Annotated in this window: 14 protein-coding genes and 1 pseudogene; 11 read left to right on the forward strand and 4 right to left on the reverse strand. The window is 43.3% G+C overall.

Translation table 11 applies throughout. The annotated features are described in order from the left end of the window. The first annotated feature begins 83 nt into the window (after window positions 1–83). The 5 genes from NT073_RS01080 to NT073_RS01100 are packed head-to-tail and all read left to right on the forward strand — an operon-like array spanning window position 84 to window position 6,718. On the forward strand, window positions 84–2,483 hold the full coding sequence (locus NT073_RS01080) for an outer membrane beta-barrel protein (RefSeq protein ID WP_297367452.1): 2,400 nt from the start codon (window positions 84–86) through the stop codon (window positions 2,481–2,483). 31 nt (window positions 2,484–2,514) lie between these two features. Beyond that, a complete protein-coding gene (locus tag NT073_RS01085) occupies window positions 2,515–3,708 on the forward strand; it encodes a lanthionine synthetase LanC family protein (RefSeq protein ID WP_297367455.1) in 1,194 nt (397 codons plus the stop codon). A gap of 20 nt (window positions 3,709–3,728) precedes the next feature. Further along, window positions 3,729–4,763, forward strand: a complete 1,035-nt coding sequence (locus NT073_RS01090; RefSeq protein WP_297367458.1) for a hypothetical protein — start codon at window positions 3,729–3,731, stop codon at window positions 4,761–4,763. A 3-nt stretch (window positions 4,764–4,766) separates the two neighbouring features. Next, a complete protein-coding gene (locus NT073_RS01095) occupies window positions 4,767–5,774 on the forward strand; it encodes a 2OG-Fe(II) oxygenase (RefSeq protein ID WP_297367461.1) in 1,008 nt (335 codons plus the stop codon). Then, the gene (locus tag NT073_RS01100; RefSeq protein ID WP_297367464.1) at window positions 5,771–6,718 is read left to right on the forward strand and encodes a glycosyltransferase family 2 protein; all 948 of its coding nucleotides are present in this window, start codon (window positions 5,771–5,773) and stop codon (window positions 6,716–6,718) included. The genes NT073_RS01095 and NT073_RS01100 overlap by 4 nt, the downstream gene beginning before the upstream one ends. 33 nt (window positions 6,719–6,751) lie before the next feature. Here the strand turns inward: NT073_RS01100 and NT073_RS01105 are convergent, their stop codons facing one another. The 4 genes and pseudogenes from NT073_RS01105 to NT073_RS01115 all read right to left on the reverse strand — a co-directional run bounded on the left by NT073_RS01105 (window position 6,752) and on the right by NT073_RS01115 (window position 11,289). After that, window positions 6,752–7,816: a glycosyltransferase gene (locus NT073_RS01105; protein WP_297367467.1), complete on the reverse strand. Its 1,065-nt coding sequence runs from the start codon at window positions 7,814–7,816 to the stop codon at window positions 6,752–6,754. A 590-nt stretch (window positions 7,817–8,406) separates the two neighbouring features. Then, a pseudogene (locus NT073_RS33275) lies at window positions 8,407–8,622 on the reverse strand (transposase); the annotation flags it as partial. 162 nt (window positions 8,623–8,784) lie between these two features. Further along, window positions 8,785–9,231: a hypothetical protein gene (locus NT073_RS01110; RefSeq protein WP_297367470.1), complete on the reverse strand. Its 447-nt coding sequence runs from the start codon at window positions 9,229–9,231 to the stop codon at window positions 8,785–8,787. A gap of 1,125 nt (window positions 9,232–10,356) precedes the next feature. Continuing rightward, window positions 10,357–11,289, reverse strand: coding sequence for an NAD-dependent epimerase/dehydratase family protein (locus NT073_RS01115; RefSeq protein WP_297367473.1), 933 nt, complete (start codon window positions 11,287–11,289; stop codon window positions 10,357–10,359). Window positions 11,290–11,374: 85 nt separating this feature from the next. Between NT073_RS01115 and NT073_RS01120 the strand changes: the two genes are divergently transcribed. The 6 genes from NT073_RS01120 (at window position 11,375) to NT073_RS01145 (ending at window position 16,303) form a co-directional block, all read left to right on the forward strand. Continuing rightward, the gene (locus tag NT073_RS01120) at window positions 11,375–12,217 is read left to right on the forward strand and encodes a helix-turn-helix domain-containing protein (protein WP_297367476.1); all 843 of its coding nucleotides are present in this window, start codon (window positions 11,375–11,377) and stop codon (window positions 12,215–12,217) included. A gap of 38 nt (window positions 12,218–12,255) precedes the next feature. Further along, on the forward strand, window positions 12,256–12,492 hold the full coding sequence (locus NT073_RS01125) for a hypothetical protein (RefSeq protein ID WP_297367479.1): 237 nt from the start codon (window positions 12,256–12,258) through the stop codon (window positions 12,490–12,492). A gap of 594 nt (window positions 12,493–13,086) precedes the next feature. Then, on the forward strand, window positions 13,087–13,299 hold the full coding sequence (locus NT073_RS01130) for a hypothetical protein (RefSeq protein WP_297367482.1): 213 nt from the start codon (window positions 13,087–13,089) through the stop codon (window positions 13,297–13,299). Between the two features lie 137 nt (window positions 13,300–13,436). Then, on the forward strand, window positions 13,437–13,736 hold the full coding sequence (locus NT073_RS01135) for an integrase core domain-containing protein (RefSeq protein WP_297367485.1): 300 nt from the start codon (window positions 13,437–13,439) through the stop codon (window positions 13,734–13,736). 313 nt (window positions 13,737–14,049) lie between these two features. Next, complete coding sequence (locus tag NT073_RS01140) at window positions 14,050–15,108, forward strand: substrate-binding domain-containing protein (protein WP_297367488.1); 1,059 nt, start codon at window positions 14,050–14,052, stop codon at window positions 15,106–15,108. A 169-nt stretch (window positions 15,109–15,277) separates the two neighbouring features. Beyond that, window positions 15,278–16,303 carry a Gfo/Idh/MocA family oxidoreductase gene (locus NT073_RS01145; RefSeq protein ID WP_297367492.1) on the forward strand — a complete coding sequence of 342 codons (1,026 nt, stop codon included), beginning with the start codon at window positions 15,278–15,280 and terminating at the stop codon, window positions 16,301–16,303. Window positions 16,304–16,322: the final 19 nt, after the last annotated feature.

Consider the following 16,322-nt stretch of genomic DNA (forward strand, 5'->3'; position numbering starts at 1 on the left):
GAAAAAGTGAGCGGGTTTGTCGATTTTATTTTAGAATGACTGGCGATTCGGCTTGCTTCGCTGAAGCATAAAATAAAAGCGACATGAGTACTTATAAACTCTTTTATCTAGCGGTAGCTCTTGGGATGAACTTGCTGAGTTCTTCGAAGGTGATAGCGCAAAATCAGCTGACCGGCCGTATTCTCGAAAAGCCTGGTCAAGGGGCTCCTTTTGCAACGGTTATGGTTTTAGCAGCCAAAGATTCAAGTATTGTAAAGGCGAAGATTACTGGCGAAGACGGAACGTATTTAATTGATGGTATTAGTAATGGGCAATATTATGTAGCAGCTACCTATGTTGGCTACAAGAAATCATTTAGTCCGCTTTTGACTCTAAATGAATCTGCCCTAGCTCCCATTGATATCCCTTTAGTGCCCGATACACAAACACTGGCGGAGGTAACTATTAAAACACAGCAAGCATTTGTACAGAAAAAAGCCGATAAACTGATTGTCAATATTGAGAACAGTATTGCGGGCAAAAGCACGAATGCTATTGAGGTTTTAAAGGTAGCTCCTTATGTATTTGTAGATGGCAATAATACCGTTTCTCTACGAGGTCGAACAAACGTACTGATATTAGTTGATGGTAAAACGATACCAGAGGCTACATTAACGACAACTTTACAAAGCCTAGCGGCTGATAATATAGCTTCTGTTGAAGTTATTACAAACCCCTCAGCTAAGTATGATGCAAGTGCTTCTGGTGGTGTTATCAATATCGTAACCAAACAAGGGCAGAAACTTGGCCTTAACGGAAGCTATCGGGTTAATACCTCACAAGGGCAACGATTTCGGGGAGGTACAGGATTAAATCTTAATTACCGACAAAATAAATGGAACCTGTACACCGACATTGACTACTCAACGTATAATGGTGCCCGTTGGGAGCAGGCAACTCGCCGTTTTAATGAAAATAAGCTAGAATATAGAAGTCAATCGCAAACGGATCAGCAAACGTTTCCTCGTCTAGCTACAAAAGTAGGCGTTGATTTTAGTCCAACAGTTAACCACGTGATTGGTCTCCGTTTTGACGCATTGAAGGGTTCTATCAATAACAAACTATTGAACAACGCCCAATTTGGCCGCTTGAATTCACCAGTTGTTGATTCTTCCCTCTTAACTACCGGACGGATGGGTGAGAATTATACGATTTTTAATTACAATTTTAGTTATAAAGGAAAACTAGGCGTTGACAAAGAGTTATCTGCAACCGCTACGCTTACAGATTATAATGATTTCTGGTCTCAACCCATCGCTATTGAACGGCACGTGGGCGATGATCCATCCTTTATTTCTCAACTGGTCATCACAAATAAATCAGCAATTCAGATTGGCATTGCTCAACTGGATTATTCGCTCCCAATTGGTAAAAAGGCAAAAGCAGAGATAGGTGTGAAATATAGCTCTGTCCGAACCAATAACAACTTGATTCGTCAGGATCAACAGGCTAGTGGAGAATCGGTAGTAAATCCTAATTTCTCCAATCAATCTGCTTACCGTGAAGAAGTAGCTGCGGCATACTTAACGATCAATAGGTCTTTCAAAAAGCTGCAATTTCAAGGAGGTCTACGAGCTGAAAATACGGATGCTAGCGTTATAAACGTCTTTAGAACTCGCTATTTTAATCTATTCCCAAGTATTTTTCTACAACGCAAGTTTGGCAAGAACCATGACTTCTCGTTTTCCTATACTCGTCGGATTGACCGGCAAATGTACGAGAACATGCTCCCTTTTATTGTTTTTATTGATCCTTATACACAGTCTGTTGGTAACCCTAATTTGAAACCTCAGTTCGCTAGCCTATTCGAATTATCAGACTCATATAAAGGTCTTACCTTTTCTGCGGGATATTATCATATTCTGAACTCAATGATCACACTTCCCGAGCAGGATCCCACTACTAAGGTTACTCGATTTGCTGTTAGAAATTTTTCTGAAATGAATAATTTCTATGCGTCCATCAATTGGCCCTTGACACTCGCTAAATGGTGGCAAACAACCAATAGTATCTGGACATCAAATAATAATTTGCAGTCTGCCAATTTTGCAGATTTTAAAACGTCAGTAACAACTTACTCTCTTCAGTCAGTAAACAGTTTTTCACTTCCTAAAACCTGGCAGGCTCAACTAACTGCCTACTACACATCCAGGAGCATTTGGGGGCTTAACGACACCCAGCCAATTTATAACGTCAGTTTTTCTATATCTAAAGAGCTTTGGAAAGGAAAGGCTAGCTTACGATTAAGCGCTGACGATATGTTTTGGAGCGAACGCTATAGAACAACCGTTCGCTACGGAGTAGTTGATCAGCAGACATATAACTATTACGATACGCGCCGATTCGGGATGTCTCTCTATTACAAATTTGGTAAAAAAACTGTGACTCCTGCACGTAGTCAAAATTTGAATAATAGCGCAGAACGTGATCGATTAAAAATGTAACGAAAACAACAAACTTACAGGACTGCCAATTATGAAAGCTATTAATAGTCAAACCCACTTAGACAGTTTAAATAGAATAATTGCCTGTATCCCTAGCGTTGAGAATCGATTAACTAATGCTGGATATGCATACGGACGATTAGGATTAAGCTTGTTTTACTGCTACTGCGGACGATATTTTCATGATGATGAGTATTATGATAAGGCGCAGGATTACTTAAATCAGGTTTTGCAGCTACTTGAATCACCGGATTACTTGAATAAGCGAAAATTAGCGTATGTCCGTGAGTTAGCCGAAGTAGGTACTTTTCTGCTGTTTGCCACTAACAATAGCTTTTTAGAAGCAGATGTTGAGCCTTTACTCGCGTATATAGATGAAGTTTTAACGACGTTTATGACTCAAAAAATAGCAGACGATGATATTAATGAGTATAGTGGAGCATCCAGAGCAGGAAATTACTTTTTAATTAGGCAGCATTCGAATCCGGACGTTCGACGCCAACTTAAAGAGTTAGCTACGGCCATTGAGAACACTGCCCACGAAGACTCCGTTACAGGGGGGGTCTATTGGAAAGGGCCGCTGTATAAACGTGAAGGTGTTTATCTCGGGTTAGCTAATGGCTCGGCTGCTCGAATTATGTTTCTCTCGGCTTTATATCGGCAGGGAATTCAAGCTGACCGCTGTAAAATAATACTAGAGCGAGCGGTTACCTATTTACTGGCCCAGCAGCAGAATTTTCCGGGTGGAGCGTTCCCAATGGTAGTTGGAGACTCGCCTGGTGCTACACCATTGTTGCTACCTTGTGGTGATCTTGGTATCAGTTATGCGCTTTTACGCGCTTCGGAGGTGCTTACAAACGATGTTATACAAGCAAAGGCGCTTGAATTGGCCAGAGTTTGTACACTGCGATCAAGTTTAGAAGAAACCTACATTCGGGACGCTCAGTTAAATTATGGAGCGGCTGGAACAGCCCTTCTATTTGATAAACTAGGGCGTCAAACTGGCCGCCCTGAGTTTCAAGCTGCCGCCAATAGTTGGTATGCTCGTTTGCCGTCTTTCGCCACGTTCAATAACGAATTTGCTGGATACGAATCGGCTGTTAACAAAACGTATCCGTTTACCTTTCCCTGTTTTAATGAAGGCATTATCGGTATAGGCCTCTCATTGATGCGGTATTTGCAGGTCGGATTGCCTCCCTTCGATGAACTGGTTTATATTCATTAAAACTTAACCGCTGCAGCTATATGGTTGCTACTACTTATCCGATCTGGCTCACAGATGTAAAGGACTCTTTGAAGGCCTTTCGAACTGCAGACTCTGTAACAAAATTTTATGACACGGGCCGATTATCAAAACTATACTTTGATAAGGAAGGCACAACTTACTTAGGAAAGGCAGGCTTTGACAAAGCAGTAAATGTAGCTTTGGCCTATGAACAGGCAGTATCTGTTTGCCGAACTGATCTCGAAAAAGGAAACATGCGTTTAGCTGATGCAGATTCACAACTCCATCAGCTCAGTGGTGATGCCTATATTTTCGCTCGTCTTTTTAGTCTATCAGGCTGGGCTTTTTATTATTATAAACGAAAGCAAACAGAAAAAGCTATTAGTTTCACGCTGGAAGGTTTAAATATAAGCGAATACTTGGAGCGCCGAGGGCATCGTATTTTGATCTATCGACGTTTTGAGCAGCACAACAATCTGGCCACTATCTTATTCAAAACGAACCGTGAGTTGGAAGGAGCCACTTTGTTAAGTGGGATAATCGAACTATTAGTGGCCCAGCAAACTCAGAAATTGTTTGGTGGTGGTTGGGACCTACAAGCAGTTCAACATGTATCATATATTAGTGAACTCTCTATTGATGGATTTGTCTCAGTGGCTGCCAAACACTTAATCGAAGCAGGTGCCAGTGGATATAAATGTACTGAAGCCGATTTATTCACAGTTCTTTTCGATCAGTTACCTAACATTGAGGCTACCACACAAAACAGGGCAATTATATACAACTGGCTTTATTTGAAACGTGCATTTTTTGCCGGAGACGTCAAGATCTTTTGCCAAGGCGTAAGCGAATTCATGCAGGAGGATCTCGATATTTCATTTGACCTTTTGAAGCTTTCTCTATTGCAAAATTTACTATTGTTAATTACAAAGGAAACCGGCCTGATTAATAGTTCTATCCATTACGAACTGGTTTCTTACGTTCATCAATCAATAAAGCTTTTAAAACCATTCGATTATTTAAAAAAATTAGTAACAACCCCTTACTCTGCTTAGCGTATGGAACCATACTTCACAACTTGTCCCGAGTGTTTGACTTTACATCGATTTTTAACAGATGTCGGCCTCTCTATTCCCCGTCGTTTAGTCCAGCAAGCCCTGACAACTGTTGATAGTTTTCCGAAAATCTCCCTATTGGATTTTTCGCGCCTACTACGTGGTTGGGGCGTAACACCTTATTCCTTACAGCTTTCGGATTATCAGGATACATCTTTAACAGGTCCTCTGCTAACCTATTGCCAAACTATTATTGGCCCTCAATTTGCAGTTATTAGCGAGATTTCAGATTATGTGTACTATTACACGCCTGCTTTAGGAGATTGTAAGGAAACTATTGAAACATTTAAAAATGATTGGAATGGCATTGTTTTAGTAGGTGAAGTTACTGATAGGCTCGGGTATTCAGAAAGTGACTCCTCACTCATGGAAACCCAACCATATCCAGATGTACGGTTAATTGACAACTTTTTGACACAAGATGAATGTAATCAATTGATTACTTATGCTGAACAAAGCAATATGTTTAGCAGAAGCCAAATTCAGCAGGTAAAGCAAGAAGCGAAAATTCATGTCGAATCAACACGACGAACAAGCTTTAGTGCCTTTTTGCCCGATAGGAACAACTTACTGTTAGCTAGTATTTATCAAAAAGTAGCTGATGAACTAAATGTACCATTAACGCACATCGAAAATATACAATGCGTTCGTTATGCACTTGGGCAGCAATTTAAACCCCATTACGATGGAGGAAACGGTTACGACCGTGTTCACACAATACTAGTCTATTTAAATGATGATTTTGAAAGAGGAGAAACTTATTTCCCCGAAATAAATATGAAAATTCAGCCCAAAGCTGGACGTGCATTATATTTCAGAAACTTAGATAACAATTTGGAAATAATACCCACGTCCCTTCATGCGGGATTACCCGTAGATAAAGGTATAAAATATGGGTGCAATATTTGGGTTCGTGCACAAGCTTTAGCAGAAGTCGTATCTTACCAATGAAAAGTTGTCTTGTTACCACACTTCGCGATGCTGATGCAGTAGCTGAAACCTTTGTGGCGTACCACCATTCGCTCGGTTTTACACACATTTATCTATTCTTCGATGAATCAGACAGTTTAATGGCTGATGCTTTAGCTGATCTTCCATATGTTACTTGTTTCAAAAGAGGGGAATTGCTAGAAAAGCAATGGAAGCAAAATAAATTATATGAAGACTACCGATTACATATCAATCGGGAAGTTATGGCGCGGCAGATTCTCAACGTTGAGGTGGCAATTAGGCTAGCGCAGCAAGCCAACTATGACTGGATTCTCCATATTGACATAGATGAATTATTTGTTTGCGAGGAAGATTTAACGTCCCATTTTCAACGATTAACCAATGAGGGAAATAGTGTTGTTCATTACTTGAATCATGAAGCGGTGCCGGAACAGACCAATATTATGAACTACTTTGAAGAAGTAACATTATTCAAATTAAATCCGCATTTACTCACTCGCAATCAAATAAGTATATGCGAAGCTACGATCGGTCAGTTCAAGAATTTTTTTCGATTTTACAGAAATGGAAAGTCTGCAGGTTATCTACATCAACAATTACTGCCCCACGGCGTCCATGAATTTCTTCCTGATAAATTGACTAAGACAGAATATAAAGGTCATATACTACATTATCCATGCTGCGGTTTTTCTCAATTTTGGAAGAAGTATAAGATGCTAGGTGATTTTTCTAATTACTGGTTTGATCAATATCCAATTTCGCATTCTTTTCCAACTCATACCACAGCTCGAGACGTCGTTAAAACCAACGATCAAGAATTAGCGCTACGTTTTTATAAACTAATGTTTACCGATCAAGCTAAGACTTCTATCATCGATAAACTAATTGACAACTCTATCTATTTTCGGTTTCATCCACTTAAGCAGAGGGTAGGTAAGCTATAAGCTTTTTATACTGGATACTAAACGAAATCATTATCACTGATTTATAACGTTTAACAAAGGAAGGTAACAAGCCTGAGGACTAAACTTAGTGAGAGCATAGTCATAAGCGTTTTGACTAAGCCGAACTCGCCGGTTATAGTCACCTAGCAAATCCGTCAACTCCTCAACAAACTCATCTTCATTATCTACTGCAATTAAGGCAGTTCCTTGAGCATCCTCTAAACCCGACAGTCCATGCTTCATAGTGATCAGTGGCAGCCCTGCACTTAACGCTTCGACATTTTTAATTTTTAACCCTGAGCCAAACTGTACTGGATTAATTGCAATATCAACTTGTTGATAAATACTATTTAAATCTGGGTAAAATCCTCTTTTTATTACTCTATGTGTTGGAGAAACAAACTGGCTAACGTTGCCAAAAAGATGCAACAGCGGTTTGTTATCAGCTATTCGAGGCCACACTTTATCAAGAAACCAATGGATACCATCGACATTAGGTACATATGTGCTACCGACAAAGCTAACGCTATAAGCATTAGTTGCTACATTTTTTCTCTCTAAAGAAACCGCGTGAGGTACGAGCAATGTTCTACCTGTTTCTAATAAAGGTGTGATGGTACAATAGTCTTGATCTTGAATAAGTAAGATATTATCATAACGTTTGTAAATTTCAATCTCTTCATCAAAGCTAATTGGCAGATGATAGTAATCAACATAACCAGCTTTGTTGAAGGACTCCTTTCGTTGGCTAATTATATCATGTGTATCTAAAATTCTTTTGATTTGAGGTGGTAGCGTATCAATTAGATAACTGAGATGAATGTACTCGACAAGACAACAATCACAGTTCAAGCTTTGAATGATTTGAGCCATAATTAATTGTTGATTACTCCTCTTTAGCTTTAATAAATCTTTAACTTCAATAATGTTCAAATAGCCGTGTTTTAGTTCTAAATTTGCATTTTTTGGTTGATTAACCAATAAAATAGTTAACTGTGTGAATTTATGCAGATACCGAGCCAATTCACTAATTCGAGAACGATGACCGGCGCCCCCTTGCCAGAAATCAACATCTGTTATCATAACAACTTTTTTCATTTTTTGATACTATTTTTTATAATAATGTTTTTTTATTTTGAAAACTAAAACATCTATAGGGTTTAGGCTAAATTATACTTGCTATTCATATTTCTTTAATAAATTCGACATATAGACTAATATTTTCGACATATAGTTATTAAATAAATTTAGCTATATAACTCGGCTATTAATATATAAATAATTACATGGCGTAACTGATATAATTAAGATATATCCGACTCACATTAGATGAAATATGTAATTGAAGCTACAGTTACGACTGGTTTTCAACAGGTTCTTGCTTTAAGGTCTCTGTTTACCTTTAAAACAAGCGCTTTTGATTGCTTATCCACATATTAATCGCATATTTTCGCTCGTATAATCGGACGTTGAAAGCATGTATTTCCGATAAACTTTTACTGTACAGTTGGTTAATCAGCTGTAGTGGCGAATGTGCAGACTACTGGATTTCTATATAGTTAGACAACAGGGAAGGAATAATTTTTGTTATACTCTGTGCCTTCAAGAACAACTGCGAAAATTGTGCGCACCAGCTTATTATGTACGTTGTTCAGCACCAGCATTTTACTTTTGTCTTCCGCTACTTTTCACTCAAAGTAAATCTTGAATTTACCCCTAGCTCGTACAGCAGCCATGGCAGCTAAGTGAAGAATCTTCTTCATAGGCTTATTGGCCCGGTGGCTGACTCGGCTCTTGCCTCGAACGCTACTACCAGCTCGATGCTCAAAGGGGGCAATATAATAGTAGCAGGCAAACGATTTGGAAGACGAGAAGTCCATAAATTCGTTAGTGGTTATCAGTAATTCCTGAGCCGTATGCTACCGATTGGATTGGACAGATATTAAAATCACCGTAAGAGCCCCTCATATTGTACATTTCCGTACCTCACCTTCTTATACGGGTACCAGCGTAACTTGACTTTACGCTTTCGCTGGTGCATCTCTATCGCAATTGTCCAGATCTTGTTAACGATAACCATAGCTTTCATACATGCTATTGACTCGTACTGATCCTGCTGTAAAACTAGCTGTTCGTCTAATAGTCACGCTGTTGGTTTTAAACTCGCCTGTACCCATGAATTGAGGAGCATAGCTGACTCCATTAACTGGAAATGATTCGGTCTGAGTGGGCAACTCAAATCGAGTACCTACTAAACGGACTTGGTAAGTACGTCCAATGTTGTCGTTGGGTCTTTTCTCGGTGAACGTGTAAGTCCCATCTGCATTTTTGACAATGATCAAGCTGCCTTTAATCGTACTTGTCGTCGCTACGGGTGTGTTATCGAAGTTGGTCTGAGTGGTAAATTGTAGTTGATACTGGCCCTCGTAGTTTGGTGAAAGGTCAGGAGTTGATTTTTGACAGGCTACTGCCAGCATTGTTAGTATTGGCAGACTTAAGAGAAGACGCTTCATAATCAAAGTGATAAAGAGTTTGAAGAAGGGAAAATGAATACTGTTAATTACCACGAAATTATTATTTACCTTGATTCTCGCAAAACCTGTTCTATAGCCTGCATCTGCATGTAACCCAGAACTTATTTTTTAGCTGAATTTCCGTTGTATAATCAAACGCTATGTTAATCTAACCATCTGCAAAGCCCCTATCGAGCGATCATTAAACGCTAAATTTGGAAAATAAACAGCTATATTTTCTAAATCCGTAAAAATGGGTCAATCGCTTAAACAATTCCTTAGCTAGCTAGTTTTACTCTTATATTTCACTCGAAGTAGTCCTAGATGCACTTAAAACGCAGCCCTAGGCCTGCACATAGAGCGAAAAGAAAGCCAGGTGACTTCGTGTTGTCTGGCTTTTGTTTTTCTCTCTACAGGGTTTTTACGCGCAGTTGACAGACCTAATCCATGAATAATTCCTTATTATAATACCGACCTATCATCTCCCCTTTTCAAAGGATAATTCGCCCCGTTTTCAGGATTTGTATAGAGCATGTAATCTTAGAATAGTTCATTAACATAAGATTTTATATGCACCTTGACTACAAATTATACAAAAACCAAGCCGTGTTCCAAATGGATTGACACATCCAAATGGTGGATAGTGTACGAAACTGATACTTCACTCCTACTCTCAAAATACGCCCCCGATTGAGACAGACAAGTGGCCATGAACAGGCACCATAATGGAGTGTTTGATGGGCCGACCTGTGTCACTACCCGTCAACAACAATTTGTCACTTTAAAAAAGGAATTACAGGAGGATTTCGTCTCTCGCAATGACCAGACCTTATTGCTATTGCTGCACGTTGTCAAGTCAAAGCGGACAAATAAGGGGGGGTTCGCCATGCGGTGAAAAGAGGATGAGGTGGGACGCCAGTGGGGCAGTTCAGTTATCCCACGGCAACGGCCAACCATCAGCAACTCGGGTGTTTCACCAAAACCACCTTAGATATGGCCACTTTTATTTGACGCCGTACCCGTCTAGCCAAAACTACAGTAACCAGCAAGCCGTCCAGCATGTGTCATGATTTTGTGACAATCCGGCAACCATAACACGCGCTGGGCAGCTTACCAATGCGTTACTTACCGATGTTGAAACCACGCGGCTGTAGCCTTAATACCCTCTTCGTAGGAAGTCGGGGTATAATTAAACGCCCGTTCAAATTTGGAGGAATCAAACTGAAAAGCAAACTCGTCCTGATAATTCATCTCGTAAGCCTCCTTCATAAACGGATTGAGCCAACCAATGACCTTCAGCACCCATTTGGGCAATACAAACAGCTTATTGGGTGTGTTCATGGCACGAGCCGACAGCTGGACAAACTCACGGCCGGTCAGGGCGGGTTGGGGAGTAGGTAAGTGCCAAACCTGACCAACAGCCTCCTCCCGGGTGGCCAGCAAGTACAACGCCTGTGCCGCGTCGGGTGTGTAATTGAACGAGCGGGGTACGTTGGCGTTGATGGGCCACTGCGCTCGGTTGCCTTTTTTCAGGTTGCTGAACACGTAGATGCCAGGTGCGCTCTTGTCGCTCACCCCCGGCCCGTAAAAGTCCACCGCGCGCGCAATACTGGCCCGAACCTTACCTGCCTTCATCGCCTGCTGAAGCATCGTCGCCACCTCAGCGCGTACTTTCCCTTTTCGACTACTTGGGCGATAGGGCGTTTCTTCCGTAATTGGCCCATTCACCCGGCCATACATATACACGTCGTCAAAAAAAATGAGTTTAGCGTTCGCAGCCTGGCAGGCGGCTATTGTGTTCTGCATAATGAGGGGCCAATCGCGTTGCCAGACATCTGCGTTATAGTCGATTCCAATCAGCAGATACACCACGTCGGAACCGGCAACGGCCTGGATCAGTTCGTCGCGGTGGAGTGCACTGGCCGCAGCGGTTTGGGCCCCGGCAACGGATTTGGGGTTGCGGGAAACCAGTCGGATGGTCTGCTGATTGGCTTGCAGAACGGGGATCAGGGCATTAGCGATGGTGCCATTGGCACCGATAAGTGTATGTAAGGCCATCTGTGAAACTTGTTTGATTGATGGGCCAAAGTTCGGTTGCCGGCTACGGGCAGGCTTGTACGAAAACGAAATACATAGATTGTATATGAAGGAGAACAATCAGACAATAGCGCAAACTTTTGTGGCGCCTGACCGGCTAACGGAGGTATTCAGGCATATCTATTACATGAAGCATCCGGGTGAAGCGACCAGTCAGCAACTTCAGTTGTTTCCCCACTATGAGATGATGCTGGTGTTTAATTTTGGGCCGCCAATATCAGTATCCGTCGCCGATGATACCGCGCAGGTGGAGCGGGTGGCCGTACTGGGCCCATTGGACCGTGTACTAACCTACGAACTGTTACCAGACGCGGAGGTCATGGTCGTCGTGTTTACCCTGAACGGGTTTTACCGGCTGCTGGGCCAACCCATTCACACCCTACGAACCGAAACGGCAAACCATGTGGCCGTCCCACTAACCGACTTAACGTACCTGGACTTGTGGGAAACGCTGGCGCAACTACCCGCCATTGCCGACCGGGCTGAGTTACTCATGACCTACATCCAGGTGAATGTGGCCCCTGAGGACACGGCTTCATTGCTCGATGAGGTTTCGCTATTCACTAATCTGGCGATTGATCCGGTCAAAACCATTGCCAAAAATCGTCACCTATCACCCCGGTCGGTCCAACTCCGGCTACAAAGCATCGTGGGCTTTTCGGCCAAAGAGATGGCCCGATTTATTCGGTTCAAAAACATGATTGCTCAACTGGTAAAGCAGTACCCTACACAACCCGATTGGGCCGATCTGGTGGTTCTGCATGGCTACCACGATCAACCCCACCTCATTCGGGATTTTCAACGCTACCTGGGTCTCAGCCCGACCGACTTTGTCAAGCAATTAGCCGAGCAACCCATCTGTATCACGCAGCCTGGTAAGCATTATTGAATACCGTATGCTACTGGAAAATCTAGTCAGAATCCAGTATGAATACGTATCTTAATGATTTGTTAGGCTATAAGAAAAAGAAAACTCGACACCTATTTCGATGGAAGGTCGTCGAAGCCTATCGCGCCGAACGAGTCCAGGCCTCCGAACTGGAAGAAACCTTGCGCATTCCCATGAAGGAGCTGCGCCGTCTCAACCGCAACTACTTTAGACTCCGCTTACTTCCCCGCGCGTCGGCCGCCTATTACAACCCAGAAACCGCCGAAAAACGATGAAACGAGACGCGGATTATATCAAAATGCTGGAACGTAAACTAGCTGACATGGACCGGGCCGCCGGAGCGGAAGGAGAATCAGTTTCTCCGCTTATAGGCTGAGGCCTACCAAACGGTGATCCAGATCGCCGAAGAGCACGGGGCCGCCCGTGCGGTTTTACATTCCAATCGTAAAAAAGCCTGGCCGCACCGGCGGACCGGCCAGGCGGCCGAAAAATTAACTCGTCGCTACCCCTTAGTGGGGATGGAGGTAATTTGTAAGCTGTTTCGGAGCCGCCCGTGCGGGCCGAGTGAGACAAGCCTGGTATGCGGCTACCCGGCGACAGGAGAAGGTGTGGTTTCAGACGGATGCTATCTTGCAGCCGGGCCGCCGTCGCGGAAGTCAGGCGCATACGCCGTGATATTCCGGGCATGGGTACCCACAAACTCCATCATGAAATGCAAGTATTTTTAACCCGGCATCGCATTAAACTAGGTCGGGATCGCTTGCATGTGCTCTTGAAAGAGAACGGCATGCTGGCTAAGCGCAAGGCCCAAAAGGTCACAACAACTCAATCAAATCATACGCATTTCAAATACCCTAACAAGGTCAAAAATGTCATACCTAGCCGGGCTAATGAGTTGTGGCCGGGCCGCCGGTGCGGTGAGCGATCTGACGTATATATCAGTGGGGCCGACTTATGCGTATCTCTACATCATCATGGATGCTTTTTCGCCTAAGATCGTGGCAGGGCCGCCTGTGCGGCTGGTCTTTGAGAAAACGATGCATGCTCAAGGGGCTTTGAGGTCATTGAATATGGCTTTGTAAGCCCGTGAAGATATCAGCCAGTCGTTGATCCATCATCGCTCCGGCGACCCGGTCGGATCGGGGCGTTCAGTACTGTTCCTGGGCATACGTGCAACGACTACGTCAAGTGAATGCGACCATCAGTATGACTGAGTCGGGTGATCCGACCGGGTCGCCGGAGCGACGAAAACTCGATGGCTGAGCGCGTGCTTCAGTCCCTAAAGGAGGATTGCAAACTGAGCCGTACCTTTACTTCTTTCGCGGCCGCAACGGAAGGTATCGAACGAGCGATTACGGCTTATAACACGGTTCGTCCACACGCTTCGCTGAATTATTTAACCGCCCGGCGGCCCGGTCCGCATCAAATGCACCAGCGAAAGCGTGAAGTCAAGTTACGCTGGTACCCATACAAGAAGGTGAGGTACGGAAATGTGCAATGCGAGGGCCTCTTACGGTGATTTTAATATCTGTCCAATTCAATCAGTAGCATACGCTTAGGTAGATAGATGTGCTTCTAGTCTGAAAGTTGGGAAAAGAAACGCGTTTCATTTATGTTGACCTGTTCAATTTGTCTCGTAAATAGATAGACCACCAATGAGAATCAATAATATAAGTTACATCTCATTATTAACTGAACGAGTCATAATCAGCCATCAAAACCGTTCAGAAAAACGTCCAGTTGTTTTTAGGCCAAAACAATATTTATAATTGCAAAACTTTACGAATAGGCTCACCCATTTGGCCACTTATTCCTGACCGCTTACCCAACCGATGAAAAAAAAGGAACTTCAGGGAGTTAAGGAAATTGCCCGCCGTGCTAACGTAGCAATTGCCACCGTTGACCGAGTGATTCATAATCGGACTGGCGTTTCGGCCAAAACACGAGAAAAAATCAACAAAATCATTGCCGAACTCAACTACCAGCCAAACCTGTTAGCCAGACGATTAGCGTCAGGAAAGACTATTTCGATCGCTGTTTTAATTCCTTCTGTCACTGAGGAGACAGACTTCTGGGAAGCTCCTTTACAGGGTATCCAGCAAGCCGAAGCCGAGATTAGATCGTATGGAATCAACGTAAATCTGTTTTTTTTTGAACTAAGCGACCCTAACTCCTTTATTACGCAGGCAAACCGAATTCTAGATTCTACCGTCGATGGCATTGTCTTAGCCCCTTCCTTTGTCGATGAAGCCCAGGAATTCACCACCGTCTGTCAGAGAAACGGTATTCCCTTCGTTTTTATAGACGCTGATATTCCTGGCCAACAAAGCCTGTCTTACATCGGACCACCTTTGTTTCAAAGTGGTTACCTGGCCGGGAAGCTAAGCACTTACAAACTCCACGAAACCAGTAAACTGTTGATTGTCAATATTGCTACGTCGCTGGATAGCTTTACCTATAAGCAGATTGAGGACGGTTTCAAGACTTATTTCACGGATCATGAACTGAAGTATCCAATTCTAAGAGCCGATATTCGGCAAACGGATTTTGCTTCTATTTCGAATCATCTTCAACAGTTGTTCGATGCCAACACCGACATTGATGCGGTTTTTGTCAGCAATTCCAGGGTATTCTCAGTAGCGCGCTTTCTGGATAGTCGACAATCAAGTCAAAAGCCCCTGCTGATCGGCTATGATTTTGTCAACGAAAACATCCATTTTTTAGCCAGCGGAACCATCGATTTTCTGATCTGCCACCAACCTAAAGACCAAGGTTATCGCAGCATTATGGCATTGTATCAGCATCTGGTTCTATTAGCTCCTGTCGCCAAAGAATACTATATGCCAATCGATATTGTCACCCAAGAGAATCAAGCTTTTTATCGAAATTGATTCCTTAGGCGATTCGGCCATTAGACCATAGATCATACCACCAGGCCGTATAATATCAGAATTTTAGTCAACTTTCTCCTAATATTCTTTCTGGCTTAAGATTGTTTGTATATTTACGGGTACGTACCCGTAAATGAGCGAACCGCTATTTTCTAGCCCCTTATTATCTATGACCAGCTTGATTCATAACCGGCGAATTTTTCTGCAAAAGGCTACTTTAGGTGGCATAGCACTGGGAATTACACCATTCACCTGGCCATCTGTCAATTCTGTAGAACCCGGCAAACGAGTTGGTATGATTGGTTTGGATACGTCCCACAGTGTGGCATTTACTAAAGCGCTTAATGCTACGGATGCAAGCTCCAATTATGCTGGGTACAAGGTTGTGGCCGCTTATCCCTATGGCAGTAAAACCATTGAAAGCAGCGCCAAACGAATCCCGGACTACACTACCGAAGTTAAAAAGCTGAATGTGGAGATAGTGGGTTCTATTGACGAGCTACTCAAAAAAGTCGACGTAGTACTGCTGGAAACGAACGACGGGCGGCTTCATCTTGAGCAGGTTACGCAAGTACTTAAAGCAGGAAAACGCGTATTTATCGATAAACCAATTGCCGCTTCTCTCGTCGATGTACTTGCTATTTTCGAGGTTTCCAAAAACTATAACGTTCCCGTTTTCTCCGCTTCCTCCCTGCGTTATATCAAAGGCATGGAAGGAATCGACAAAGGGCAGGTTCTGGGAGCCGATACGTTTAGCCCTGCCGTTCTGGAAAAAACACATCCTGATCTGTTCTGGTATGGTGTTCACGGGGTAGAAATGCTTTATACCGCCATGGGGACTGGCTGTCGGCAAGTGGTACAGGTTCATACCGATGGAACCGATATTGTCGTCGGGACCTGGGCCGACGGCCGGGTAGGTACCTTCCGGGGCACACGTACGGGCAAACACGAATACGGCGGAACAGTGTATACACAGGCCGGGAACACAAAGCTGGGTCCTTATGGGGGCTATGAGCCGTTACTGAAAGAGATTATTACCTATTTCGAAACGGGAAAATCGCCGATAGCACCCGAGGCAACTATCGAAATATTTGCGTTTATGGAAGCCGCCGACGAAAGCAAACGCCAGAACGGGGCTGCTGTGATGCTGGAAAGTGTGCTGGCAAAAGCGAAAAAGAAAGTGGCCGTCAAATAACTAGAAGCCAGTTAGTGAT

The sequence above is a fragment of the Spirosoma sp. genome (assembly GCF_026391055.1).
Lineage (GTDB): Bacteria > Bacteroidota > Bacteroidia > Cytophagales > Spirosomataceae > Spirosoma.

Coding starts and splice junctions, on each gene's coding strand:
- NT073_RS01095 (WP_297367461.1), top strand. CDS start 4,767: ATGGAACCATACTTCACAACTTGTCCCGAGTGTTTGACTTTACATCGA.
- NT073_RS01090 (WP_297367458.1), top strand. CDS start 3,729: ATGGTTGCTACTACTTATCCGATCTGGCTCACAGATGTAAAGGACTCT.
- NT073_RS01120 (WP_297367476.1), top strand. CDS start 11,375: ATGAAGGAGAACAATCAGACAATAGCGCAAACTTTTGTGGCGCCTGAC.
- NT073_RS01105 (WP_297367467.1), bottom strand. CDS start 7,816: ATGAAAAAAGTTGTTATGATAACAGATGTTGATTTCTGGCAAGGGGGC.
- NT073_RS01115 (WP_297367473.1), bottom strand. CDS start 11,289: ATGGCCTTACATACACTTATCGGTGCCAATGGCACCATCGCTAATGCC.
- NT073_RS01125 (WP_297367479.1), top strand. CDS start 12,256: ATGAATACGTATCTTAATGATTTGTTAGGCTATAAGAAAAAGAAAACT.
- NT073_RS01110 (WP_297367470.1), bottom strand. CDS start 9,231: ATGAAGCGTCTTCTCTTAAGTCTGCCAATACTAACAATGCTGGCAGTA.
- NT073_RS01145 (WP_297367492.1), top strand. CDS start 15,278: ATGACCAGCTTGATTCATAACCGGCGAATTTTTCTGCAAAAGGCTACT.
- NT073_RS01100 (WP_297367464.1), top strand. CDS start 5,771: ATGAAAAGTTGTCTTGTTACCACACTTCGCGATGCTGATGCAGTAGCT.
- NT073_RS01085 (WP_297367455.1), top strand. CDS start 2,515: ATGAAAGCTATTAATAGTCAAACCCACTTAGACAGTTTAAATAGAATA.
- NT073_RS01140 (WP_297367488.1), top strand. CDS start 14,050: ATGAAAAAAAAGGAACTTCAGGGAGTTAAGGAAATTGCCCGCCGTGCT.
- NT073_RS01130 (WP_297367482.1), top strand. CDS start 13,087: ATGTCATACCTAGCCGGGCTAATGAGTTGTGGCCGGGCCGCCGGTGCG.
- NT073_RS01080 (WP_297367452.1), top strand. CDS start 84: ATGAGTACTTATAAACTCTTTTATCTAGCGGTAGCTCTTGGGATGAAC.